The sequence below is a fragment of the Mycolicibacterium bacteremicum genome (genome assembly GCF_002086115.1).
GTDB classification, from domain to species: Bacteria; Actinomycetota; Actinomycetes; order Mycobacteriales; family Mycobacteriaceae; genus Mycobacterium; species Mycobacterium bacteremicum.
The window spans coordinates 181,613-206,011 of the sequence record NZ_MVHJ01000007.1 but is presented as its reverse complement, the minus strand read 5'-3'; the positions used below and the strand labels follow the sequence as shown (position 1 = coordinate 206,011).

The following is a 24,399-nucleotide window of genomic DNA, read 5'->3' as shown; positions in this document are numbered from 1 at the left end:
AACGTGCGGTGGGCGCACGTATCCTCACCGAAATCACCGGCGCCGACGCCGGCCGGTGCCGAAGATGCTGCGGGTGATCTCCCGCCCGATCACGGTTCCGGCCGAGCGCATCGCACTCTTGAACGCCGGGTTGGCCGCCATCTTCTCCAGAAATCCGGGCTGATCCGGCGGCGGCGGCAGATCCGGGGCCGATACCGGGTCCGGGTACACCGGCGGCGGCAGGTCCGGGACCGGCGTGGGGACCTGCTCCGGCGGCGCCAGCCGGGCGTTGAGCATCTCGTAGGCCGATTCGCGGTCGACGGTGCGCCCGTAGGTCGCCTGCAACGGGCTGACCTGGGCGGCGGCCCGGATGGCGTCGGGTCCGATGGTGTCCATCAACGAACGCGGCGCCCGCATCCGCGTCCAGGCCACCGGGGTCGGGGCGCCGTTCTCGGCGAGCACCGTGACGATCGCCTCGCCGATGCCCAGCGAGGTCAGCGCGGTCTCCAGGTCGTAGATCTTCGTCTTCGGGTAGGTGCGCACCGTCTTCGACAATGCCTTCTGATCGTCGGGAGTGAAGGCGCGCAACGCATGCTGTACCCGGGCGCCGAGTTGGCTGAGCACGTCGTTGGGGACATCGGTGGGCAGCTGGGTGCAGAAGAAGACGCCGACACCCTTGGACCGGATCAGCTTGACGGTCTGTTCGACCTGCGCCAGGAACGCCTTCGACGCGTCGTCGAACAGCAGGTGCGCCTCGTCGAAGAAGAACACCAGCTTCGGTTTGTCGACGTCGCCGACCTCGGGCAGCGTGGTGAACAGGTCGGCCAGCACCCACATCAGGAAAGTGGAGAACATCACCGGGCGGGCGGCCTGCGCGCCGAGTTCCAGCAGGGTGATCACACCGCGCCCCTGCGCGTCCACCCGGATCAGATCCTTGGGTTCCAGTTCCGGCTCACCGAAGAAGGTGTCCGCGCCCTCGGCCTCCAGGTTCAGCAGCGCCCGCAGGATCACCCCGGCCGTCGTCGTCGACACCGCGCCCAGCGCCTTGAGCTCGGGCTTTCCCTCGTCGCTGATCAGGTAGCCGATGACCGCGCGCAGATCCTTCAGATCCAGCAGGGCCAGTCCCTTCTGATCGGCGAAGTGGAAGATCAGCCCCAATGTCGATTCCTGGGTGGCGTTGAGCCCCAACACCTTCGACAGCAGGATGGGTCCGAAGCTGGTGATCGTGGCGCGCACCGGAACGCCGATCCCATCGGTGCCCAGTGACAGGAACTCCACCGGATATGCGGTCGCAGCCCAGCTGTCCCCCGTGTCGGCCGCGCGCTGGGCTGTCTTGTCATTGTTGTCCCCCGGCCGCGACAGGCCGGACAGGTCCCCCTTGACATCGGCCATCAGCACCGGCACCCCGGCGGCCGACAACTGCTCGGCCATGACCTGCAGTGTCTTCGTCTTACCGGTCCCGGTGGCGCCGGCGACCAGCCCGTGCCGATTGACCATGGACAGCGGTATCCGCACCGCGGCGCTCGCGTCGACCATGCCGTCGACCACCACGGTGCCCAGCTCCAACGCCTGTCCCTGGACGGCGTAACCTGCGGCGATCTGCTGCGCGGGGGTAGCGGCCGGTTCGGTGCTCATGGCGCAGACCTTACTGACAACGGCACTGTCGGGGCGGGTTCAGGCGGCTGAACGGCGGGGGTGCGAATACTGTGGATCGCTGTGCGCGAAGAACTGGTGTGGATCGACTGCGAGATGACCGGGCTCGACCTGAAGTCCGACAAGCTCATCGAGATTGCCGCGTTGGTCACCGATGCCGACCTCAACGTCCTCGGCGAGGGTATCGACGTGGTGATCCACGCCGATGCCGAGGACCTGTCCGGCATGGTCGAGGTGGTTGCCAAGATGCATTCCAGCTCCGGGCTGGACAAGGAGGTGCTGGCCTCCGACGTGGACCTGGCCACCGCGGAGACGATGGTGCTCGATTACATCCGCAGCCACGTCAAGGCGGCGAAAACCGCGCCGCTGTGCGGGAATTCGATCGCCACCGACCGCGGCTTCATCGCCCGTGACATGCCGACCCTCGACGAGTACCTGCACTACCGGATGATCGACGTCAGCTCCATCAAGGAACTGTGCCGGCGCTGGTATCCGCGGATCTACTTCGGGCAGCCCGAGAAGGGGCTGGCGCACCGCGCGCTGGCCGACATCCACGAGTCGATCCAGGAACTCAAGTACTACCGGCGCACCGCGTTCGTGACCGCGCCCGGGCCCACGACCAGCGAGATCGCCGCGGTGGCCGCCGAGCTGGGACCTGCAGGCAGCGCGCCGAAGGAAACCGATTCGGTGTAACGACCTCCATGCGGTTAAGATCGTCAACGCCGCGCGAGCGGTGATGGTGGCTGTAGTTCAGTTGGTAGAGCACCAGGTTGTGATCCTGGCTGTCGCGGGTTCGAGTCCCGTCAGCCACCCCGATGATCGGGAACGCCGTCCACACACGTGGGCGGCGTTTTCGTATTTCGGATCGATGCGGCGCGTTCGCCTGACGCCGCGGGGTCTCACCTGCATGATTTGGCAGGTGGGCACCCCGAGAGCCGGCACCGCGGGCGCCAGGATCCAGCTCGCCGTCGCGTGCGCGGCGCTGCTGACGGCCGCCTGCGCGACGGCGGTGTCCAGCGGGCCGGTCACCGCGCAGGACACCCCCGCCCAGTTGATCGACCGTTCCGTCCCCTGGGCACAGGTCGGATCGGGCTGGACGCTGGCCACCTGGACCGTCGGGCAGACGACGACGCTGACGATGGTCAGCCCGGCCGGGGACCGGCATCCCATCACCGAACTGTCCGAACGGCACCGGCTCACCGACTGGTCCGGTGACGGCCGGCGCGCGCTGTTCAGCGCGAGCGACTACGACTCGGGTACCTACGGCACCACCACCCTGACCGAGATCGATCTGAGCACCGGGGCCACCGACACCATCACGATGGAGGGTCGGGTCACCGCGCGCTACACACGGCCGACCGGCAAGGCGCTGTTCGTCTCGGACATCGACCGCAGGACGCTGCGCCGGGTCGATCTCACCGGTGTCGAACAACTCTCCTATCCCACCGACCGGCTGGGCGCGGCGGGCACGTACAACGGCCACCACCTGGCCAGCATCGACGGGACGCTGCTGGTGCTGGGCGGCGACCGGGGCCTGGCGGTGATGGGCAACAACGGCCGGCTGCGCGACCATCTGAGCGTGCCCGGCCCGCACACGAACTGTGTGCCGGTGCGGTGGTGGAGCAGCGGGTCGGTCCTGGCGCGCTGCTCGGATGCCGACCAGATCGGCACCCAGCTGTGGCAGGTGCCGCTCGACGGCGGCCCGCCGACGGCGTTGACGCCCTACAGTTCCGGACGCCGCGACGACTACGGCGACGTCGCGGCCTGGCGGCTGCCCACCGGATCGTTCGTCCAGTCGCTGGGGGCGTGCGGGGCGACGTTCCTGTCGCGGGGTAATCCGCAGCGCGGCAACGAGATCCTGCGGGTGCCGGGGGTGGATGCCGGCCGGTCGGTGGTGGTCGTCGGGGCCGGTGGGCCCACGCTGCTGCTGCGGGTCACCGAATCGTGCGGGCCGGGCATCGCGCTGCTGGCCTACGACCCGGCGGCCGGCACATCGCGGGTATTACTCGGCCCACCGGCCACCGAGGGCGGGGTGTCGGCGGCCCTGGCGTTCAGCGACGACCGCTAGCCGCGCCGGATCCGCGGCGCCAGCTGCACCACCTCGGGCACCACGGAGGGGTTCAGATAGGCGGTGCCGACCAGCGACACCAGCGTGTTGGCGACATCGGTGAGCGCCGACATCTGTTCGGGTAACTGCCCGTGCGCCTGCCAGGACTTGAACAGCAGCGACAGCAGCTCGCGGTCGGCGCCACGCAGGATCTCGGTGTCCTCGGTCGGTCCGATGCCCACCCGCACGATCGCCAGGTCGGGGTGCTCGCTGCGCCACGAATGCAGGATCTCGTTGAGCGCGGCCTTGCTGGCGTTGTATGCGGCCACCCCGGCGCGCGGCCGGCCCACATCGTGGCTGGAGGTGATCAACACGACGCCGGTGTCGGACAGGTGCGGGCGCACTGCCCGCAGCACATTGTGCGCGCCGAGGGTGTTGACGCTGTAGGCGTGGATCCAGGTGGCCAGGTCGGTGTCCTCGATGTGCGCCATCGGGGCGACGGTGCTGGTGAACACCACCGCATCCAGGCCCCCGAGGGCTGCGACGGCATCGTCGACCACCCGCGGGATCGAGGTCGGGACCTCGACGTCGAGTTCGTGCGCCGACCCGCCGATCTGCTCGGCCAGCGTCGCCAGCAGGTCGGTGCGGCGGGCCGCGACGGCCACCTTGGCGCCACGCTCGGCCGCCTGCCGCGCCACCGCATGCCCGATCCCCGACGACGCGCCGACCACCAGCAGTCGCAAGCCGGCGATATCCGAACCTTCACCACTCATTGTTGTGCGACTCGCTTTCCGTCCACCGTGTCTTAGGGCACCCTTTGTTGTGTCGGACAGTACCGCGCGCGATGAGTAACGGCCGCACGGCGGGTCTACCCGTTGACCCTGTGTTGGCAGAAGGAGACCGCGATGACAGCCAAACCACCCGTGGTGGACCAGGACACCTGGCGCACCGCACTCGACGATCTGCGCCGGCGCGAGAAGGCCGCCACCCGCGAATTGGACGCCATCGCCGCGCAGCGGCGCCGGCTCCCGATGGTGGAACTGCCCGCCTACACCCTGACCGGCGCGGCCGGGCCCGTCCGGCTCGCCGACGTGTTCGACGGGCGGTCCCAGCTGATCACCTACCACCACATGTGGAACGACGGCGCGCAGTGGCAGTGCGGCGGCTGCACCGGATTCACCTCACAGTTCACCCGTCTGGAGTTCCTGCAGAACTACGACGCCCGCTTCGTCATCGTCACCAACGGGCCGATCGAGGAGGCGCTGGCCTACCGAGAGCGGGTCGGCAACAAGATGGACTGGTATTCCGCGGCAGGCACCAGCTTCGGGGCCGATGTGGACGCCGCTCCCGGCGAGGGGTTCGCGGTGAACGTCTTCTTCCGCGACGGGGAGACCGTGTACCGCACCTGGCACACCAACGGCCGTGGCACCGAACAACTCAGCCATTCGTTCGCACTCATCGACCTGCTGCCATGGGGCAGGCAGGAGGAGTGGCTGGACTCCCCCGATGGCTGGCCGTCGCGCCCGACGTACTCGGGTTGGCTGGACAGTCCCGATATCGCCCGCTTTTACGGAAAGGACTCCGCACGTGTCCAGTGAACGTTTCGTCGTCACCCGCACCATCGCAGCCCCGCCTGCCGAGTGTTCGCGGTGCTGGCCGACCCGCAGCGGCATCAGGACACCGAGCCCGGCGACTGGGTACGCGACGCCGTCAGCCGGGAGCCCATCACCGGGACCGGCCAGATCTTCGTCATCAACATGTTCCTGGAGTTCGCGGGCGGCCATTACGTCATGCACAACCTGGTGACCGACTTTGAGCAGGACCGCACCATCGCCTGGCTGCCGGGCCAACTCGACGAGTCGGGCGTCCATCAGCCGGGCGGCTGGTGGTGGCGCTACGACCTGACGCCCAATGGCGACGGCACCGATGTGACCATCACCTACGACTGGACGGACACGCCACAGAGCTTCCGCGACCAGGTCGGTGGCATGCCGCCGTTCCCGCAGCAGTACATCGAAGAGTCCCTCGCCGCCCTGGAGCGTTCAGCGACGTAATAATGAAGAGCGCTCGGCGGTCTAGGCGCTGGCGTTGCCGGCCTTCCACTGCGGCCACGGGATGTTCCAGTCCCCGAGACCATCGGTGCCGGGCAGTTGGGAGCCCACGGTGCCGACGACCTCGACGATATCGCCGCGCTTGGTGTTCTCGTAGAACCACTGCGCGTTGGAGGTGCTGACGTTGAGGCAGCCGTGGCTGACATTGCTGTAGCCCTGGCTGCCCACCGACCATGGAGCGCCGTGCACGTAGATGCCGCTGTAGGACATCTGCGTGGCGTAGTCGACCTCGGTGCGATATCCGTTGGGCGAGTTGACCGGAACGCCATAGGTGGACGAGTCCATCACCAGCTCGGCGAACCGGTCGCCGATGATGTACACGCCGTTGTTGGTCGGGGTGCTGTCCTTGCCCATCGAGATCGGCATGGTCTTGACGACCTCGCCGTTGCGTCGGACGGTCAGCGTCTTGGTCGCGTCGTCGGCGACGGCGATGACCTGATCGCCGATGGTGAATTCGGTGCTGACGTTCTCCTGGCCGAACAGCCCGTCGCCCACCTCGACACCGTAGGTGTTCACGTCGACCGAGACCTTGGTGCCGGGCTTCCAGTATTCGGCGGGGCGCCACCGGACTTCACGGTTGTTCAGCCAGTAGAAGGCGCCTTCGACCTTCGGGGTGGTGGTGACCTTGATGGCCTTCTCCGCTGCGGCCCGGTTGGTGATGTTCTCGTCGAAGCGCACCGCGATCGGCTGACCGACGCCGACGACCTCGCCCTCGTTGGGCAACAGGTAGGGCATGGTCAGGTTCTCCGGGGAGTGCGTCTCGAAGCTCATCCGGCTGGACGCTTCCCCGGCCAGTCCCTGCGAGCTGGCCGTCAGGGTGTAGCTGGCGTTGTAGTCCAGCGGGTCGGTGGTCGACCAGGTGAGCCCGTCCTTGCTGAGCTCACCGGGCACCGCGACGCCATCCTCGTCGACCAGGCTGACCGGTCCGAGCACGCCGCCCTCGGTGCTGACGGTCACCGGCTCGTCGACGGTGACGCCGACGGCGCCGTTGGTCACCGACGCGGTCAGCTTGGGCACCAGCAGATCGCCGAAGGGCGTGCCCTTGTCGGCAATGGTCTTGGGGTGCTCGGGGGCCTGCTGGGTGCTGCAGGCACTGAGGGTGATCACGGCGATCAGCCCCACTGCGAGCGCGGTCGACCACGTCTTGACACGACGCGCGCCCACCTTCGGCGAATCCTGCACCATCTACTTGCCCCACCTCATGACACGGACCCGCGGGGGTCACAACTTCTTGGCGATAGTCTAAGGGAACGACCGACAGCCGGCCGCCCAGCGAGCCCCGAAACCGCCTCTGTCATGCGGATTTCACCTATACGCGGCAGTCCTGTTATTGTTTCTCCCGCCGCGCCGTTAGCTCAGTTGGTAGAGCAGCTGACTCTTAATCAGCGGGTCCGGGGTTCGAAACCCTGACGGCGCACCAGACCTCTGGTCGCAGACGCCCCCTTCCTCGAAGGGGGCGTTTTTGTTTTCCGGCAGGAAAAGGCTGCACATTCCGCCCGGCCGTGTAAAGATCACTGCCTTGCAGCAAATTGATGACCATCGAATTAAATTTGCACCTTCGTAAATTCAATAAGGCGCCATTCTTCGCTTTTCCACCCTTTGTTGGACCGTGACCGTCAGTGAACTTCACACAGCAGCCGGGGTACTGGAAGGAGAGCCGAGACGATGCCATCTCATACCGCCTTGGCGCGCCGAATTACCCTGTCCGCATTGGTTTTCTCCTGCCTCGTCAGCAGCGCGTGCGGGGTGCGCTTCGAGACCATCGCCGCGCCGCCGCCGCTACCCGCAGCGCCGGTCGCGGCCTTCGGACCGGCCGAGGCTGCCGGGCTGATATTCACACCCTGCATTCCCGGGGCCGGTCGACCGCACGCTTTTTCCGGGATCAGCGATCGACTTCTGGGCAAAGACCCATTCGCTGTCGATTGCGAGCATCGCACCAACGGTCCGGCCAGGCCCGCGCCGCCCGTCGACCGCGCGGTCAGCGCCGACCTGGTCGTGACAGACGAATTGATCAACGCGGTGCTGACCGGGACCGGCGAATATTGGTATCAGCCGGGGATCGGGCCCGCCTGAGACCTTGTGTCGCGGGTAAACAGCAACCGATTCGGGCAACGAGCTTGTACGAAGCAAATGGCAAACTCCGTCACCGCGCCGGCGCCGTTGCGATCGACGCGGACGTCAATTGCCTCCCGCTCGATCATCCGTATAGCGAAGAATGTGCTGTGATTGCGCTGTTCGGCGCGGTTCGGTCACATGACCGGATCAAAAATGCTTGCTGACAAATGTAAAAAGCCAGGTCGAGCGGCAATCATCTGTTGACCGCCAGGCGCTCGATCGTGCTAATCTCAAGTTAGCTGTACGCCGCCAGATCAGGCGTCGGCGCTTTGTCGGGGGACGAAACGAGGTATTAGCTGATGCAGAGCGAGAGCGCATCCAGGCCACCGGCCGCCATCCACGATGGCGCCGCGCCCGCTGATACCGCCGTCGACGTCATCAGCTGCAGCCGCCTCGGGCGGGTCGCGAATCCGCCGACCCGGTCCCTCACCGACTGGCTGCGGCCGCGTTGGCGGCGCAGCGTCAGCGGCGTGTGATCCTGCGGATCACCAGAACGACGACCACCGTGCCGACGCCGGCCAGCGAGACCAGGACCGGCGGCTTCGTCACGAACGCCAGCACCTGAGCCTTCACATCATCGGCGATCCGCTGCGGATTGGCCCGCACGGCCAGGGAGTCCACCGTCGCGGCCAGCTGATCGCGAGCCTGGTCGATGTCCTTCTTGATCGCCTCGGGGTCCCGATCAGCCACTGTGTCCTCCATGTCGTCGGCGTACCGAATTACCCTAGAGCAGCCGGAGCCGACCACGTTGCCCCGGTCGCGAAAGAAAGGCGCATCCACGCATGGCACAGACCCCGCGGTTGGCAGTCGGCGACAAGGCACCCGCCTTCAGCCTCCCCGATGCCGACGGCAACACCGTCACGCTGTCCGACTTCAAGGGCCGCAAGGTCATCGTGTACTTCTACCCGGCAGCGTCCACGCCGGGCTGCACCAAGCAGGCCTGCGACTTCCGGGACAGCCTCGCCGAGCTCAACGATGCCGGCCTCGACGTCATCGGCATCTCCCCCGACAAACCCGCGAAGCTGGCCAAGTTCCGCGACGCCGAGGGGCTGACGTTCCCACTGCTGTCGGACCCCGAGAAGAAGGTGCTGACCGCGTGGGGTGCCTTCGGCGAGAAGTCCATGTACGGCAAGACGGTGCAGGGCGTCATCCGGTCGACGTTCCTGGTCGACGAGAGCGGCACGATCGAGGTCGCCCAGTACAACGTCAAGGCCACCGGGCACGTCGCCAAGCTGCGCCGGGATCTATCGGTCTGAATCACACCCCCGGTCGCTGCGCTCCTACCCCCCGATATTCCCGAGCGCTTCCAGGAACAACGCCTCCGAGACAGCGGCCCGTTCCAGCACACCCAGGTGCAGGCTCTCGTTGATGCTGTGCGCCTGGGTGCCGGGGTCCTCCACCCCGGTGACCAGGATCTCCGCATTCGGGAACGCGGCCGCGAACTCGGCGATGAACGGGATCGAGCCGCCCATCCCCATATCGATCGGCTCGCGTCCCCAGGCGGTTCGAAAGGCTTGTCGCGCAGCCTCGTACACCGGCCCGGTCGCGTCGATCGCGTAGGGCTGCCCGACGTCTCCGGGTGTCACCGTGACGTGTGCGCCCCACGGCGCATGCGTCTGCAGATGCCGGGTCAGGGCCGCCAGATGCGCGCGGGCATCGCCGCCGGGGGCCACCCGCATGCTGACCTTGGCTCGTGCCCTGGGCACCAGCGTGTTGGATGCCTTGTCGATCGGGGTGGTGTCGATGCCGATCACCGTGATCGCGGGCCGCGCCCACATCCGTTGCACCACCGGGCCGCTCCCGATCTGGCGCACTCCGTCCAACAGCCCGGCGTCGGCCCGCACGCGGTCGTCGCCGAACTCCACCTCCGCGGCCGTGGCCTCGTAGAGACCGTCGACGGCGACGTTGCCGTCGTCATCGTGCAGGCTGGCCAGCAGTCGCACCAGCGCGCTCAGCGCGTCGGGCACCACCCCGCCCCACAGCCCGGAGTGCAGCCCATGGTCCAGCGTCGACACCTCGACCACGCAGTCGGCCAGGCCACGCAGCGAGACCGTCAGCGCCGGGATGTCGACGGCCCAGTTGTCCGAGTCGGCGATGATGATGACGTCGGCCGCCAGCAGATCGCGGTGGGCGGCCAACAGAGCCGGTAGCGACGGCGAACCGGACTCCTCCTCGCCCTCGACGAAGACCGTGACCCCGACCGGCAGGTCGCCGCCGAACGCCCGGATGGCCGCCAGATGTGTTGCGATACCGGCCTTGTCGTCCGCGGTACCGCGGCCGTAGAGCCGGCCGTCGCGCTCGGTGGGGTGAAACGGCGGCGAATGCCACTGGGTCGGGTCACCCTCGGGCTGCACATCATGGTGGGCATACAGCAGCACCGTGGGCGCGCCCTCGGGTGCCGGACGCCGGGCGATCACCGCCGGCGCGCCACCTTCGGAGACGGTCCGGATGTCCTCGAAACCGGCCTGGGACAACAGCGTCGCCGTCAGCTCGGCGCTGCGGTACACCTCGGGGCGACGGGCCGGGTCGGCCCACACCGACTCGATGCGCACCAGCTCTTCCAGATCGGCCCGCACCGAGGGCAGCAGCTCGCGGACACGCGCGGCAATATCGGTCATGGCTCAAGGCTAATGACCCGCGAGCGTGCGCGAACTCCCGTCCGCGAGCGGCGTGTCTGGGTGCAGACACGCACGCTCGCCGGGGACTAGGCCTCCAGGATGGCCACTGCCGCGGCGGTGTCCGCCTCGTGGGTCAGCGACAGGTGGATCGTCACATCTTTGAGGTGCTCGGCGATGGCGCCCGTCAGGCGTACCTTCGGCCGGCCCCACATGTCGGTGACCACCTCGATGTCGCGGTGGATACCCTCGGGCAGCATCGGCCGCTTGGAGAACCGCGACCCCGACCACGCCTTGATCACGGCCTCCTTGGCCGCCCACCGCGCCGCGAGGTGGCGCGCCGCCGACGAACTCTTGTCCGCGGCGTCGCGCCTCTCCCCCGGCGTGAAGGTCTCGGCGAACACCGTTCCCGGCTGGTCGACCTGCTCGGCGAAATCCGGAATCGACACGAGATCGATCCCTACTCCCACGATGCCCATTCCCGAAACGGTATCCGACGTCCCCTCACTCACTTCGAGTAGTGGTTGTCAGCACCCAGGCGCGCCTCGGGATCGAGCAGCATGGCCGCTTCCTGAGGCTTCTCCGGGGTGTCGTTGCCGAACCGGCGGTCGGCCGGCTTCTCGTACAGCGCGGGTCCACCGGCGATGGCCGAGGCCAACCGGCGCTGACCGTCCAGCACGCGGGCGTTGGCCCGGGCCTGGTAGTCGGCGCGCTGATCGGCGGGCAGGGCGGCCAGCAGCGCCTGCGGATGCACCAGCGCCACCAGACCGGACACGTGCCCGAAGCCCAGGCTGGTCACCAGACCGGCCTTGATCGGGAACTTCTCGCCCAGGTGCAGCGCCTCCCGGACCCAGACGAAGTGCTGTGCATGCGACAGCTCGTCGTCGACGCAGTCCAGGCTGCGGTTCGGCGGGATGACGCCGTCGCGCAGGATCTGGCACAGACCCATCATCTGGAAGGCCGCCGCGCCACCCTTGGCGTGCCCGGTGAGGCTCTTCTGGCTGACGATGAACAGCGGTGCGCCCTTGGAACGGCCCATCGAGGCGGCGAGGCGCTCGTGCAACTCGGTCTCGTTGGGGTCGTTGGCCAGCGTCGAGGTGTCGTGCTTGGACACCACGGCGATGTCGTCGGCGGTCACGCCGAGCTTGGCCAGCGAGCGCGCCAGCCGCGACTGCGCGCCACCGCGGCCCGCGCCCAGGGCACCCAGGCCCGGAGCCGGGATCGAGGTGTGCACACCGTCGCCGAAGGAGGACGCGTAGCCCACCACCGCGAGCACCGGCAGACCCATCTGCACCGCGAGGTCACCGCGGGTCAGCAGGATCGTTCCGCCGCCCTGCGATTCGACGAACCCGAGCCGGCGCCGATCGTTGGCGCGGGAGAACTTCGAATCGCTGATGCCCTTGGCCCGCATGACCTCGGTCTCGGCGGTGGCCGACATGTCGCCGAAGCCGGTGATGGCCTCCAGCGTCAGGTCGTCGTAACCGCCGGCGACCACGAAATCGGCCTTGCCCAGCTGGATCTTGTCGACGGCCTCCTCGACCGACACCGCCGCCGTGGCACATGCCGCGACCGGGTGGATCATCGAGCCGTAGCTGCCGATGTAGGACTGCACGACGTGCCCGGCGAAGACGTTGGGCAGCACCTCCTGCAGGATGTCGTTCGGCTTGCTGCGACCCAGCAGGTTGCCGTGGTACATCGTCTGCATCGAGGTCATGCCGCCCATGCCGGTGCCCTGCGTGCTGGCCACCAGGCTGGGGTGCACCCAGCGCATCAGCTCGGCCGGGCTGAAGCCGGCCGACAGGAACGCGTCCACGGTCGTCACCAGGTTCCACAGCGCCACCCGGTCGATCGAGGTCGCCATGTCCGGCGAGACGCCGTAGACCTGCGGATCGAACCCGGTCGGGATCTGCGCGCCGACGGTGCGCGACAGCTTCACCTTGCGCGGCACCCGGATCTCGGTACCGGCCTTGCGGGTGACCTGCCAGTCCGCGCTGTCGGGAACCGGGGCGATGACGGTGTGCTCCGGGTCGTACTTCGCGAACTCGCGGGCGTCGTGCTCGGAGGACACCACGAAGGTGAAGTCCTTGTCGAGGAACACCGAAACCAGCAGCGGCGCAGCGTGATCCGGATCGATCGCACCATCGTCGACCCACTCGCGGATGCCGACCTTGGCGACCACGGCGTCGTGGTAGCGCTCGACCAGTTCGGACTCGTCGACCAGGTCACCGGTCTCGGTGTCGTACCAGCCCGGCTTGGGATCGTCCTCCCACTTGACCATGCCGGTGGTCCACGCCAGCTCCAGGACGCCGGCCGCGGACAGCTCGCCGGCGACCTCCATCTCGAAGCGGGTACGCGACGAGCCGTACGGGCCCAACTCGGCACCACCGACGATGACCACCATGTCGGCCGGATCGATGTCCAGGTCGTCCCAGGCCGGAGCCGGGGCCGCCTGATAGCCGCGCGGCGGCGAGGGCAGCGCCTTGATGGTGCCCGCCTGGTCGTCGGCGTCCTCCTCGGTGGCGGCGGCCGACATGTCCTCGCGGGCCTTGGCCGCCAGCTCGGCCATGTCGATCTCGATCTCGCCGAGCCCACCGGTCATGTCGACCTGGATCGGCTCACGGGCGGCGGCGACCTTGGAGTTGATATCGCACAGCGACAACAACATCGAGGCCATCTCGTCGGTCGTGTAGGTGGTCAGGCCGGCCTCTTCGACCGCGCCGACGATGGCGTCGTTGTGACCCATCAGGCCGGTGCCCTTGGTCCAGCCGATCAGCGCGTGCGCCAGCGAAACGCGCTGGCTCCACGAGGATTCGGCCTTCCACCGGGTGACCACCGCATCAAGGGCGGCCTTGGCCTCACCGTAGGCGCCGTCACCGCCGAACATGCCGCGGTTGGGCGAGCCCGGCAGCACCACGTGCAGGCGCGAGGCGATATCGCGCTCGGCACCCAGGTGCGACAGGCCGGCGATGAGCCGCTGCACGGCCCACAGCAGCACCTTCATCTCCATCTCGGAGCGCGCGCCCGCCTCCGACAGGTCCCCGCCGACACGCGGTGCGGCGAACGGGAACAGCAGCGTCGGGTTCTGCGCGTCCTTGAGGTGGATGGCCTTGGGACCCAGGTTCTCGGTCTGTTCGCTGCCCACCCACTCGACCAGCGCATCGATATCGGAGTAGGACGCCATGTTGGCCGGCACCACCCACAATGTCGCGTTGAAGCGGGCGCTGTCGCGGTACAGGTTGCGGTAGAAGGCCAATCGGTCGTCGTCCAGCCGCGAGGTGGTGGCGATGACGGTGGCACCGCCGGCCAGCAGCTGGGACACCACCGACGCGGCGATGGACCCCTTGGAGGCACCGGTCACGACGGCCACCTCGTTGGCGTAGCCACCCTTGTCCGGGTTCTCCGCACCCGCGGCCGCGCGACCGTACAGCGCCGCGTGCACGTTGCGGCCGGCCGCCAGGGCCTTGCCCTGCCACCAGCTCGCCTGGGTGCCGACGACGTTGCCCGCGCCTTCGAACCGCTCCGACCACTTCTGCCAGTCCGCGTCGATCTCGCTCTCGTCGAGCAGCCACAACCGGGCCAGATCCTCACGGGCACTTGCCCACCGGTCGTCGAAGACGACGGCCTTGCGGGCGTCGAACACCGGCGAGACCAGCCGCGGCCAGTCCGACCCGAGCTCGGCGGTCACCAGATCGATCAGATCGGCGTCGCTGACGGTCTCGGGGGCGCTGACCGGGTTGTCCAGGCCCAGCTGGCCCAGGATGGTGCGGGCCGCGTTGGCCAGCACACCGTTGGGCCCGGTGACCTGCTCGGCGAATTCGCCGAGGGCCGCCGAGTCCACCACGCCACCACCGGCGGCACCGGAGGACGGCAGGCTGACCGCGACACCCTTGCGGGCGCCGACCGCGGCTACCGCGGCATCGATGACCTTGTCGACCGAGGCCGCGTCGGCCAGGGCGCCCTCGTGCAGACCGCCCATGTTGCCGCCACGGACGCTGGAGCCCTCACGGGTGCCCAGCGCGACCTCGGCGGTCACGTGCTTGGCCCAGCCCGGTCCCAGTTCCCAGGTCTTGGACACACGTTCGGCGATGTAGGCCGGACGCTTGCCGGACGGACCGAACACCGTGCGCAGCTGGTCGTTGATCGAGTCCGAGAGCACCGGACCGAACGGCTTGTAGGTGCGGGCCAGCTTGGTGACCTGTGCCTTCAGACCGGACAGATCGGCCTCGGCGGCACCGTCGATGGCACCGAGGTTCAGCTCGGAGCCCAGGTCGACCAGCATCTGGTTGCGTCGCGAGGACGCGCCGTCGGTGATCGACTCGATGGAGTCCAGCGGCTCGATCTGGTCGATGCGCATCTTGGCCGCCAGCGCGATCAGCACCAGCGTGGCATCGGCCGCGTCGAAGGTGATGTCGTCCGGACGGGGCCCGCCCGACGGCGCGGCCGCCGGGGCCGGCGCCGCGGCGGGAGCCGCCGCCGGTGCGGCCTCGGGAGCCGCGGCAACCGCCGGGATCTCCTCGACCTCGGGCTCCGGATCGGTGTCGGTGGCGAACAGCACCGCGGCATCCCGTTCGGCGTTGAGCACCTCGGTGGTGTTGTGCGAGTACTCCGGCAGCTTCAGCGTGTTGGTCGCCAGGCCCGCCACCGTCGGCGCGGTCTTGACACCGATCTCGACGAACCGCTCGATGCCGAGGCCGCCCGCGGCCTCCTCGATGAAGAGCAGGTCCTGGGTCTCGATCCAGCGCACCGGGCTGGCGAACTGCCAGGCCAGCAGCTCGATGACGATCTTGCGCATCAGCTCGCGGGGACGCTCGTTACGCCAGGTGTCGTAGTCGGCGAGGACCTCGTCCAGCGGCTCGGCGGGCACCAGATCCCGGATCTCCTGGATGAAGTCGCGGTCCAGGGTGAACGGGCGCGGCACCAGGTTCGGGATGTACTTGCCGATCAGCAGTTCGGGATCCGCATCGACGGGCATGACCCGCTCCAGGCTACGGCGAAAGTCGGCGACGCCGACCCGGAGCACCTCGGAGTGGAAGGGCACGTCGATACCGGGCACCAGGATGAACGACCGCTTGCCGCCGCTGATCTCGCGGCGCCGCTCGATCTCCTCCTCCAGCGCCTCCAGACCGCGCACGGTACCGGCGATCGCGTACTGCGAACCGCGCAGGTTGAAGTTCACGATCTGCAGGAATTCACCCGTGCGCTCGGCGATCTCGGCGACGAACGCGGTGACGTCGTCGTCGGGCAGATCGATCTGCGACGGCCGGATGGCGGCCAGCCGGTAGTTGGACCGGCCCTTCTCGTCACGCGGGACGATGTCGTGCATCTTGGAGCCGCGGTGGAACACCACCTCCAGCAGTGCTGGCAGCTCGTAGACACCGGATACACAGGCCAGCGCCGTGTACTCGCCGACCGAGTGACCGCAGGCGATCGCGCCCTCGACGAAGGCACCCTGCTCGCGCATCTCGGCGACCTGCGCCGCGGCGACGGTGGCCATGGCGACCTGGGTGAACTGCGTCAGGTACAGCACGCCCTCGGGGTGGTGGTAGTGCACACCGGAGGCGATCAGGCTGGTCGGGTTGTCCTTGACCACGTGCAGCACCGAGAAGCCCAGCGTGTCGCGGGTGAACTTGTCGGCGGTGTCCCACACCTTGCGGGCGGCCTTGGACCGGGCGCGGACCTCCATGCCCATGCCCTTGTGCTGGATGCCCTGACCGGGGAAGGCGTACACCGTCTTCGGGGCGGCCAGCTGCGCGGAGGCGGCCATCACCAGGTTGCCCTCGACCTTGGCGGTCACCTCGATGATCTCCGCACCGCGGTCGATGCCGACGCGGTCGACGCGGAACTCGATCTCGTCGCCGGGCAGCACCATGCCCAGGAAGCGCGAGGTCCAGCCCACCAGCCGGGCGGGCGGGGTGGCCCGGCCGTCGGTGGCGGTCACCACGTGCTGGGCGGCGGCCGAAAGCCACATGCCGTGCACGATCGGGCCCTTCAGACCGGCCAGCAGCGCGGCGGCCCGGTCGGTGTGGATCGGGTTGTGGTCACCGGACACCACGGCGAACGCGCTCATGTCGGTGGGCGCGGTCAGCGTGACGTCGCGACGGCGACGGCGCGGGGTGTCGGTGGCGTTGTCGGTCATCGCACCGCCGGCGCGGATCGGATCCTCCAGCTCGACGGCACCGGTGCGGCCGCGGATGGCGAAACGCTCGACCAGACGGGCCAATTCGGTGCCCGCGGCGTCACTGATCACGACGTTGACCGGGACGACGCGACCGACCTCGGTGTCGACCGCGGCCGAAGCCGTTGCGGTGACCGTCAATTCGGCGACATCCTTGGGCATCGGCGCGAGCAGGTGCGCGGCGTGGTCCAGGTGGACCAGGCTCAGCAGACCCTCGATGACCGGGAATCCGGCGTCGGTGACCGCGGCGCCGATGGTGGCGAACACCGCGGGCCAGCACTTGCCGACCAGGGCATCGGGCACCAGGGTCAGGCCCGGGGCGAGCGGGGCGCCGAAGGTGGCGGTGACGCCGGTGTGGTCGGCGACCTCCTCGGGATCCCAGCCGACGGTGACGGTGGCCGTGTTGTCCGACACCGCGGGCAGCGCGTCCACCCCGTCGACACCGGCGGCGATGGCCAGCACGGCGCGCATGGCGGCGGCGGCATCCTCGGTGGTGACGACCGGCATACCGCCGTTGACGGTGGCGGCCGGCAGCGTCAGCTTGATGTCGATCCAGATGTCACTGAGCGGGACGCTCAACGTCACACCCTCGTCGGTGAGCTCCAGGCGCGACCCGGTGGACGGGTGTGTGGCGGCCCGGTTCTCGTTGACCTGCCATTCGCTCGGCGCGCCGATGCGGTGCACCGGGTTGATGGCGGTGCGGCCGGCCCACAGCACATCGGGCGAATCCAGCACGACGGCAATGGGTCCGGTGGCGCCCGGGTTGGCCTGGCGGCGCGAGACGACCGGCACCGGATCGGCACCGCTGGCCACGACCTCGTCGATGGCGGCCTGCTCGAAGCGGTCGAGCAACTCGCCGACCGGCTCGTCGATGCGGGTGATACCCGCGACGGCGGCCGTACCCGGGATGATGCACACCTGATCGGCGGTGTAGCGGGCGTCGTGGGCCTGCCACAGCGAGTCGCTGCGCCACCAGCGGCGGACATCCTTGTCGATGACCGGCACGAAGTTGACCGGCTTGCCCGGCGTCTTGCACAACGTGATGAAGAACGGGACGTCGGCCGGGTGCAGCTTGATGGTCTCGGCGTCCGGGTAGCGGTTGAGCAGGGTGTCGACTGCGGCGGCCGGATGCTCCAGCAGCGCAGCACCTTCGGGGGTGCCCGCGAACAGCGTGTCGATCGGTCCGGAATCCTTGGGATGCAGGCGGGCCTCGGCGCGCTTGAGCATCTCCTCGAACCGGTCCCGCCAGGTGACGTCGAGCCACGGCGAGTCCGCGGACTTGGTGTCGGCGGTCGAGTCGCCGTCGCCGATCGCCAGTTCCACATAGCGGTCCAGCCACTGCAGGTAGGTCATATCGGACACGTCGCCGAAGTACGGCTTGGCGGTGTCGGCCATCGCGGCGATGATCTCGTCGCGGCGGTCCGCCACGGCATCGGCGTCACCAGCGACCTCGTCGAGCAGACGGCCGCAACGGGACGCGGTGTTGTCGATCTCGTGGATGTCGGCACCCAGCTGGCTACGGCCGGAGGCCATGCCGCCCTGGGCTTTTCCGGCGCCGACCCACACATCGGTGCCCTTGGTGTCGACCAGCAGCTGCTTGACCGCAGGGGAGGTGGTGGCCTCCAGGGTGGCCATCGCGGCGGTGCCGACCAGGATGCCGTCGACCGGCATCAGCGGGAAGCCGTAGGTCTGTGACCACCGGCCGGCCAGGTAGTCCGCGGCCCGCTCGGGCGTGCCGATGCCACCACCGACGCAGATGGTGATGTTGGACAGCTTGCGCAGATCGGCGTAGGTGCTCAGCAGCAGATCATCGAGGTCCTCCCACGAGTGGTGACCGCCGGCGCGGCCGCCCTCGATGTGGGCGATGACGTCCTTACCCGGAACCTCGGCGGCGATCTTGATGACGGCCTTGATCTGGTCGACGGTGCCCGGCTTGAACACCACGTGGGTGATACCGATCTCGTTGAGCTCCTCGATCAGCGCGACGGCCTCGTCGAGCTCGGGGATGCCTGCGGTGACGACGACACCGTCGATGGGCGCGCCGGACTGCCGGGCGCGCTGCACCAGTCGCTTACCGCCCAGCTGCAGCTTCCACAGGTAGGGGTCCAGGAACAGCGAGTTGAACTGGATGGCCCGGCCGGGCTCCAGCAGCTCGGTCAGTTCGGCGATGCGGTCGTCGAAGATCTTCTCGGTGACCTGACCGCCACCGGCCAGCTCGGCCCAGTGGCCGGCGTTGGCGGCCGCGGCGACGATCTTGGCGTCCACCGTCGTCGGCGTCATGCCGGCGAGCAGGATCGGCGAGCGACCGGTGAGGCGGGTGAACTTGGTGGACAGCTTCACCGAACCGTCGGGCAGGGTCACCGTGGAGGGGGCGTAGCTGGTCCACGGCGCGGGCACCTCGGGAACGGCGCCGACGGTGAACAGGCTGCGCTGGCCGGCGCGGGTGGCGGCCGGCACGATGCCGATCCCGAGCCCGCGGATGACCGGGGCGGTCAGCCGGGTGACGGTGTCGGCGGGGCCGAGGTCGATGATCCAGCGGGCGCCCGCGGTGTGCAGCGCCTCGACGTCGGAGACCCAGTCGATCGGGCTGACGAAGATGGACTCGGTCATCGCGTGGGCGAGTTCGGTGTCGATACCGCACTTGGCGGCCCACCGGTCGACCAGGGCGACGCCGTCGGCCAGCCGCGGGGTGTGGAAGCCGACCTCGACCTGGATCGGGTTGAACACCGGGGAGAACACCGCGCCACCGCGCGTCTTGTTCTTCCGCTCGGCCTCTTCCTTCTCGGTGATCTTGGAGCAGTACAGCTCGAAGCGGCCGAGCTGTTCGGGGGTGCCGGTGATGACCACCGAGCGGCGGCCGTTGCGGATCGAGAGCACCGGGGGCAGCACGGTGCGCACATCGGTGGAGAATTCTTCGAGCAGTTCGGCGATCCGGTCGGGGTCGACGTTGGTCACCGACACCATCGGGGTCTTGTCCCCACGGCCGACCATGCCGCGGCGGCGCGACACCAGCGAGCCGGCCGCACCGATCAGCTGCAGCAGGGCGAGCAGTTCGGCGTCGCGGGTGCCCTTGGCCTTGAGCGACTCGACACCGAGGATGCCCTGGGAGTGACCGGCCATGGCGACCGGCGGGGTGCCCATCAGGTCGAGGCCCTGGCGGGTGAGCGCACGGATGGCGGCCATCTGGGTCAGCAGGATGCCGGGGCCCGAGATCGCGGCGGTGGTCAGCTGCTTGGTATCGGGCAGCGGCTCCTCGGCGGCCAGCGCACGGACCCACTGCAGCGGCTCGAAGCCGATCGGGCGGACCACAACGAGCTCACGGGCCACCGGCTCGAGCAGCAGCGCGGCCTCGCCGACGAGTTCGCTCAGTTCGGACTCGATGCCCGCGGAGCTGACCAGCTCCTCCAGGCTCTCCAGCCAGGCGCCGCCCTGTCCGCCGAACGCGACGGCGTACGGCTCGCCGGCGTTGAGCAGATCCACCAGTGCGTGCGCGCCACCCAACGAACCGTCGTTCAGGCCGTTCTTGCCGGCTGTCACCCTGTCGTGTTCGTTGATCGTCACGTCTTTTATCTCCCTCGGTGCAGTCTTGTCGCGCAATATCACTGGTCGTGCCCGGTGTGCCGCGTCATCGCGGCGAGGATGCGAATCGGGATCCCCGACTGGCCCGATTCGTCCTGTGGTCTGTGGTGGTGATTCAGCGTTGAAACACCATGTGGTCGGTTTACGTCCGGGCGGTCCGGGTATCAGTCGATCCGGCCCAGGCGTGTCCAACGGACAGTCCGACCCCATAAGAGTGTCATAAGGATCGCGCCGGTTTTTCGTACTTAAATGGTTACTGGCGAGTTCTACGCCCGGGTAACCAGACGTTGGGTAACAACACCCTACGAGGCGCCCAAACCGCTGCGGGACAAACGTCCTGCATGCGGGTGGTTACGGTCGAGTAGCTATAACTTCCCAGATCAGCGCGATGCCGTTACCAAATCGTTATCTAAGAATTCCGTGGTCTTCGCCACTCTCACGCGCCGCGCAACGGCGGTCCGAAAAGTGACAGATCGGACCGAAGTGTCTGCCGCGACGTACCGAGATCGGAATTGAGTTTGCTGGAAATTATTACTGATCGGTAAGTTTTCGGTTGCCCGGTGCGGCGATGGCGAACCCGATCACGGCGACAACGCAGTCGCAGCCGCGACATCGAGCGCCGCAGCGGGCCGCACCGGCCGGTTGCATCGTGGCGGCCGGACCGACGAGCCGATGTAACTGCCGGGATCAGGGTCGGACATCCGGCCGGCGTCGCAAGGCCCGGCTCACCCGATCGACGATCAGCCCGGCCATCTCATCGCGCATGACGGGGGCCGCGCGCTGCAGGACACCCTCGGCCCGCGCAATCAGTGCTGCCACGTGGTCGCCGGTGGCGTCGAGCAGGTCCAGCATGATCCGGGCGTCGCCGCGCGGATCGTCCGAGCGCGCGATCACCCGGTCGACGGCGTCATCGGTGAACACCAGCCCCGCACCGGACCGCTGCGCCAGCCCGGACGCCACCAGTCGCACGCCCTCGGCGCTGTGCGGGTCGATACCGACGAGCGGTTGACCACCCGGTGCGGGACGCGGCTGCAGCACCGCCCGTCGCAGACCGAGGAATTCCGCCAGGCTGCCGCCGGTGCGGACGACATCGAAGAAGTCGGCGATGTGCGCCGAGGTGAACCCGCGCGCGAGCAGCGCGTTGATGGTCTGCAACTGCGCCAGGTGATGGGCGTCGTAGAAGGCGGACCGACCCTGCCTCCGGGGTGGATCCAGCAGGCCTCGTTCGCGGTAGGCCCGGATGTTGCGTGCGCTGACCCCGGAGACTCGTGCGAGATCCTGCAGCCGGTACTCGGTCAGCGCCATGCGGCCGCCACCGCACCATCGCCCCCGAGAATCGCAGTCATGAACACACTCTAGCGCGCGAACGTGCAATTTGAGCAAACTGATAAACCACTGAGAAACAGCGGCTATGCAAACTGCCGCAACGCGGGTGAGGGATGTCACCGGAAAAGGATTCGCAATTCATCCCACCAATTTGGAACGATGGACGCATTCATCCACCGCGACGAGAGGGGCACGTCATGCGTCCCTGGATCGTGTGGGCCACCGGATTGCTCGCCTACATCGTCGCGGTGCTCAACCGGACCACACTGGGCGTCTCCGGCCTGGAGGCCGGTGAACGGTTCCACGCCGGGCCCAGCGTCTTGTCCACGTTCGTGGTGTTGCAGATCGTCGTCTACGCCGGCGCCCAGGTCCCGGCCGGTGTGCTGTTGGACCGCTTCGGTTCCAAGGTGCTGATCATCAGCGGTGGCGCGCTGATGGCGGCCGGCCAACTCGCCATCGCCGTCACCGACTCACTCCCTCTGGCCCTTGCCGCGCGCGCCGTCGTCGGACTGGGCGACGCCGTCACCTTCATCTCGGTGCTGCGCCTGGTGCCGCACTGGTTCCCGGCCCGCCGGGTGCCGCTGCTGACCCAGCTCACCGGCATCAGCGGACAGCTCGGACAGATCCTGTCCGCCGTGCCGTTCCTGGCCCTGCTGGGCGTCGCGGGCTGGACGTCGGCCTACCTGTCGGTCGCGGCCTTCGCCGTGATCACCCTGGTGCTGGCGGCCGCATTGGTGCACAACACCCCACACGGTCGGTTGACCACCACCTCGTCGATGAGCGTGCGCGGCACGCTGGCCAGCGTGCGGACGGTCTGGATGCGTCCGGGGACCCGGCTCGGTTTCTTCACCCACATGGGCACCCAGTTCTCGGTGACGGCGTTCGCGCTGATGTGGGGTGTGCCGTACGTGACCACCGCACAGGGCCAGACGCGTGGCGTCGCCGGGATGTTACTGACCATCTCGGTCGTCACCGCGATCGCCGCCGGAATCGTGCTGGGCATCCTGTGCGGCCGCTTCCCGCACCGCCGGTCCCGGTTCGTGCTGGCGATCATCACCAGCAACGCCGTCATCTGGACGGTGGTGCTGGCGCTGCCCGGGCGGGCTCCGCTGTGGCTGCTGATCGTGCTGATCGTGATCATCTCGGTAGGCGGCCCCGGGTCGATGGTCGGATTCGATTTCGCCCGCACCTTCAACCCCAGTGCCACGCTGGGAACCGCCCAGGGCATGGTCAACATGGGCGGGTTCCTCGCCTCGCTGCTGCTCATGCAGGCGATGGGGTGGATCCTGGACGCCGCGGGCGGCTACTCCCCCGAGTCGTTCCGGTTGGCCTGGACGCTGCAGTACGTGGTGTGGGCGCTGGCCGTCGTCGGCATCCTGATCACCCGCGGCAAGACGCGACGCCAGCTAGGTCTGCAGGGCAACGCCTCGGACCGCTCGTTGCTGGAGACGTTCGAACCCGAACCCGCGCGCTAACCGGTCCGCGCCGCCACCGCTGCGGCGGTGTGCCGGTGCCCGATCACCTCATGGCCGATCACCACGACGACCGGTGCGGCCGTGGTGACCAGCAGACACACCGAGATGGCCACCCCGGCCGCCGCGAGCAGCACCGCGCCCGCGAGCACCCCGGTGGCCAGTACGCCGAGCCCGAGATGCACCGCACTGTGGGTCTTCAGCATCAGCGACTGCAGCAGATAGACCAGCCAGATGTACACCCCGACCGGCACCGCGACGGTGGCCACGCAGGCCGCCGATCCCAGCTCCGAATGCTCGTCCAGGTAGTAGGCGGCCAGGTGCAGACCGGCGCCGGTCCCCACGATCGCACCGAACAGCACGATCGGCAGATAGCCGAACCAGAACGACGTCTCGCGGTGCGCGTGCAGCAGCTCGCCGGTGGGCACCATGAAGTACATCCACCACATGCCGAAGGTCAGGCCCACCCCGGCGACGGCGACCAGGATCGCATCGGTGCTCCAGCCGTGGTCGTGCACCACCGCGGTGAGTGTCGCGACGGTACCGACCACCCCCTCGCCCAGGGCGATGATCGCCATCAGCCCGTACCGCTCGGCGATGTGGTGGGCGTGCCACGGGGTGCCGCCCGCGCGGCGTTCGGCGATCACCGGTCCCGCCATCTCGAACAGGGTCAGCGCCACCACCAGCAGCGCCGTCACCGCGAGCCCGGTGTGCAGCAGGATCACCGCGATCCAGCCGATCTGGGCGACGGAGATGATGCCGGCATAGGTCAGGCAGGCGCGGCGCCGGGCCGGGTCCTGCCGCGCGGCCCGCAACCACTGCGCCACCATCGCCACCCGCATCACCACGTAACCGGCCACCATGACGACGTTGTCGACGTGTCCGCCGTGCTCCAGTGACGCGAACATGTCCGGCAGGCCGAGCGCCAGGATCAGCACGCCGACCATCTGCAGCATGGTGGTCAACCTGTACACCCAGTCATCGGTGTCGTACGCCGAGGCGAACCAGGTGAAGTTGATCCACGCCCAGCAGACCGCGAAGATCGCGAACGCGAATCCGGCCAGGCCCGCGCCGACGTGCCCGGCAGCGAACGCATGCGCGAACTGCGAGGCGGCCACTCCGAATGCGACCACGAAGGTCAGGTCGAACAGCAGTTCCAGCGGGGACGCCACCCGGTGCGATTCATGCGGGTCGCGCCCGGACATCACGACGATCCCGCGCGGCCGCGACGGCCCGGTCTCCGACAAGTTCACCTGACATCCCCTCCCCACCGGCACACGCCGGCATCACGACAGGATGCAACACGCTAGCGTGAGCGCGTGCCCCG

The 24,399-nt window shown here is 68.4% G+C and carries 16 protein-coding genes, 2 tRNA genes and 1 pseudogene; 10 read left to right on the top strand and 9 right to left on the bottom strand.

What is annotated here, in order from left to right:
* Positions 1 to 33: 33 nt before the first annotated feature.
* A complete protein-coding gene (locus BST17_RS11020) occupies positions 34 to 1,614 on the bottom strand; it encodes a helicase HerA-like domain-containing protein (protein ID WP_083057847.1) in 1,581 nt (526 codons plus the stop codon).
* A gap of 81 nt (positions 1,615 to 1,695) precedes the next feature.
* Here BST17_RS11020 and orn point away from each other — a divergent pair, with 81 nt between their 5' ends.
* From orn to BST17_RS11005, 3 genes are all read left to right on the top strand, one after another.
* On the top strand, positions 1,696 to 2,325 hold the full coding sequence (orn, locus tag BST17_RS11015; protein ID WP_083057845.1) for an oligoribonuclease: 630 nt from the start codon (positions 1,696 to 1,698) through the stop codon (positions 2,323 to 2,325).
* A gap of 46 nt (positions 2,326 to 2,371) precedes the next feature.
* Positions 2,372 to 2,444: transfer RNA gene (locus tag BST17_RS11010), tRNA-His, on the top strand.
* A gap of 107 nt (positions 2,445 to 2,551) precedes the next feature.
* The gene (locus BST17_RS11005) at positions 2,552 to 3,700 is read left to right on the top strand and encodes a hypothetical protein (protein ID WP_133053533.1); all 1,149 of its coding nucleotides are present in this window, start codon (positions 2,552 to 2,554) and stop codon (positions 3,698 to 3,700) included.
* Here the strand turns inward: BST17_RS11005 and BST17_RS11000 are convergent.
* On the bottom strand, positions 3,697 to 4,452 hold the full coding sequence (locus BST17_RS11000) for an SDR family oxidoreductase (RefSeq protein ID WP_083057842.1): 756 nt from the start codon (positions 4,450 to 4,452) through the stop codon (positions 3,697 to 3,699). The genes BST17_RS11005 and BST17_RS11000 overlap by 4 nt on opposite strands.
* Before the next feature lie 132 nt (positions 4,453 to 4,584).
* Between BST17_RS11000 and BST17_RS10995 the strand changes: the two genes are divergently transcribed.
* A complete protein-coding gene (locus BST17_RS10995; RefSeq protein WP_083057840.1) occupies positions 4,585 to 5,277 on the top strand; it encodes a DUF899 domain-containing protein in 693 nt (230 codons plus the stop codon).
* Positions 5,267 to 5,733: pseudogene (locus BST17_RS10990) on the top strand (SRPBCC family protein). Before BST17_RS10995 ends, BST17_RS10990 begins: the two are co-directional and overlap by 11 nt.
* Before the next feature lie 21 nt (positions 5,734 to 5,754).
* Here the strand turns inward: BST17_RS10990 and BST17_RS10985 are convergent.
* Positions 5,755 to 6,975 carry a L,D-transpeptidase gene (locus tag BST17_RS10985; RefSeq protein ID WP_083057839.1) on the bottom strand — a complete coding sequence of 407 codons (1,221 nt, stop codon included), beginning with the start codon at positions 6,973 to 6,975 and terminating at the stop codon, positions 5,755 to 5,757.
* Between the two features lie 159 nt (positions 6,976 to 7,134).
* Here BST17_RS10985 and BST17_RS10980 point away from each other — a divergent pair.
* The 3 genes from BST17_RS10980 to BST17_RS29270 all read left to right on the top strand — a co-directional run bounded on the left by BST17_RS10980 (position 7,135) and on the right by BST17_RS29270 (position 8,381).
* Positions 7,135 to 7,210 (top strand) — tRNA-Lys (locus BST17_RS10980).
* Positions 7,211 to 7,536: 326 nt separating this feature from the next.
* Positions 7,537 to 7,863 (top strand): hypothetical protein, encoded by a 327-nt coding sequence (locus BST17_RS10975; RefSeq protein ID WP_083057837.1) that lies wholly within the window; start codon positions 7,537 to 7,539, stop codon positions 7,861 to 7,863.
* 341 nt (positions 7,864 to 8,204) lie between these two features.
* The gene (locus BST17_RS29270; RefSeq protein WP_165762261.1) at positions 8,205 to 8,381 is read left to right on the top strand and encodes a hypothetical protein; all 177 of its coding nucleotides are present in this window, start codon (positions 8,205 to 8,207) and stop codon (positions 8,379 to 8,381) included.
* Here BST17_RS29270 and BST17_RS10970 read toward each other — a convergent pair.
* Positions 8,368 to 8,595, bottom strand: coding sequence for a DUF3618 domain-containing protein (locus BST17_RS10970; protein ID WP_083057951.1), 228 nt, complete (start codon positions 8,593 to 8,595; stop codon positions 8,368 to 8,370). The genes BST17_RS29270 and BST17_RS10970 overlap by 14 nt on opposite strands.
* A gap of 92 nt (positions 8,596 to 8,687) precedes the next feature.
* Here BST17_RS10970 and bcp point away from each other — a divergent pair, with 92 nt between their 5' ends.
* A complete protein-coding gene (gene bcp, locus BST17_RS10965) occupies positions 8,688 to 9,161 on the top strand; it encodes a thioredoxin-dependent thiol peroxidase (RefSeq protein WP_083057836.1) in 474 nt (157 codons plus the stop codon).
* Between the two features lie 24 nt (positions 9,162 to 9,185).
* Here the strand turns inward: bcp and BST17_RS10960 are convergent, their stop codons facing one another.
* From BST17_RS10960 to BST17_RS10945, 4 genes are all read right to left on the bottom strand, one after another.
* The gene (locus BST17_RS10960) at positions 9,186 to 10,523 is read right to left on the bottom strand and encodes a dipeptidase (RefSeq protein WP_207573614.1); all 1,338 of its coding nucleotides are present in this window, start codon (positions 10,521 to 10,523) and stop codon (positions 9,186 to 9,188) included.
* Between the two features lie 86 nt (positions 10,524 to 10,609).
* Complete coding sequence (gene acpS / locus BST17_RS10955; RefSeq protein WP_019511614.1) at positions 10,610 to 10,999, bottom strand: holo-ACP synthase AcpS; 390 nt, start codon at positions 10,997 to 10,999, stop codon at positions 10,610 to 10,612.
* A gap of 29 nt (positions 11,000 to 11,028) precedes the next feature.
* Entirely contained in the window at positions 11,029 to 20,256 is a 9,228-nt protein-coding gene (locus BST17_RS10950) for a type I polyketide synthase (protein WP_083057834.1), read from the bottom strand.
* A gap of 705 nt (positions 20,257 to 20,961) precedes the next feature.
* Complete coding sequence (locus tag BST17_RS10945; RefSeq protein ID WP_083057833.1) at positions 20,962 to 21,579, bottom strand: MerR family transcriptional regulator; 618 nt, start codon at positions 21,577 to 21,579, stop codon at positions 20,962 to 20,964.
* Between the two features lie 218 nt (positions 21,580 to 21,797).
* On the opposite strand from BST17_RS10945, the gene BST17_RS10940 reads away from it, so the two are divergent.
* Positions 21,798 to 23,075, top strand: a complete 1,278-nt coding sequence (locus BST17_RS10940) for an MFS transporter (RefSeq protein WP_083057831.1) — start codon at positions 21,798 to 21,800, stop codon at positions 23,073 to 23,075.
* On the opposite strand, the gene BST17_RS10935 is transcribed toward BST17_RS10940, so the two are convergent.
* Positions 23,072 to 24,277: a low temperature requirement protein A gene (locus BST17_RS10935; protein WP_083057948.1), complete on the bottom strand. Its 1,206-nt coding sequence runs from the start codon at positions 24,275 to 24,277 to the stop codon at positions 23,072 to 23,074. The two genes, BST17_RS10940 and BST17_RS10935, sit on opposite strands and share 4 nt — an antisense overlap.
* Between the last annotated feature and the right edge of the window lie 122 nt (positions 24,278 to 24,399).